Raw genomic sequence first — 459 nt, forward strand, 5'->3', positions numbered from 1 at the left:
CGCCGCCTGATCGAGCGCGGCAGCCACTGGCTGGCGGAAGACGCCGATGGCCAGCCGGTCGGTTTCCTAGCCGCCGAACGCTGCGCCGACGAGTTGCACATCGCCGAGTTGTCCATCGCCCAGGCCCACCAGCAACAGGGCCTGGGCCGCCGCCTGCTGGAGCGCGCGGTGACCTACGCCCACGCCAGCCACTGCCGGGCGCTGACCCTGACGACCTTCTGCGACGTGCCCTGGAACGCGCCGTTCTACGCACGCCTGGGCTTCCAGCGGCTGACCTGGCAGGAAGCCGGCGAGCGCTTGCGCGCGATCCTCGGCCACGAGCAGGAGATCGGCTTCGCCGCCGACAGCCGCTGCGCGATGCGCCTGGTGCTCTAGACGGCGGCAAAGGGCTTGACCGGCGGGTGGCGGGTGACGGTACAGTTGCCAACTGCAACAGGATGTTTCAGCACTGCCCCGGAC

General features: G+C 70.4%; 1 protein-coding gene. It reads left to right on the plus strand.

Annotation, left to right across the window (positions count from 1 at the left end; translation table 11 throughout):
• Positions 1-375: GNAT family N-acetyltransferase (locus tag FLP08_RS16985; protein ID WP_156278105.1), on the plus strand; the 375-nt coding region annotated here is incomplete at its 5' end.
• Positions 376-459: the final 84 nt, after the last annotated feature.

Origin of the sequence: Christiangramia aestuarii, assembly GCF_009735585.1 — a bacterium.
Classification (GTDB): Bacteria; Bacteroidota; Bacteroidia; order Flavobacteriales; family Flavobacteriaceae; genus Christiangramia; species Christiangramia aestuarii.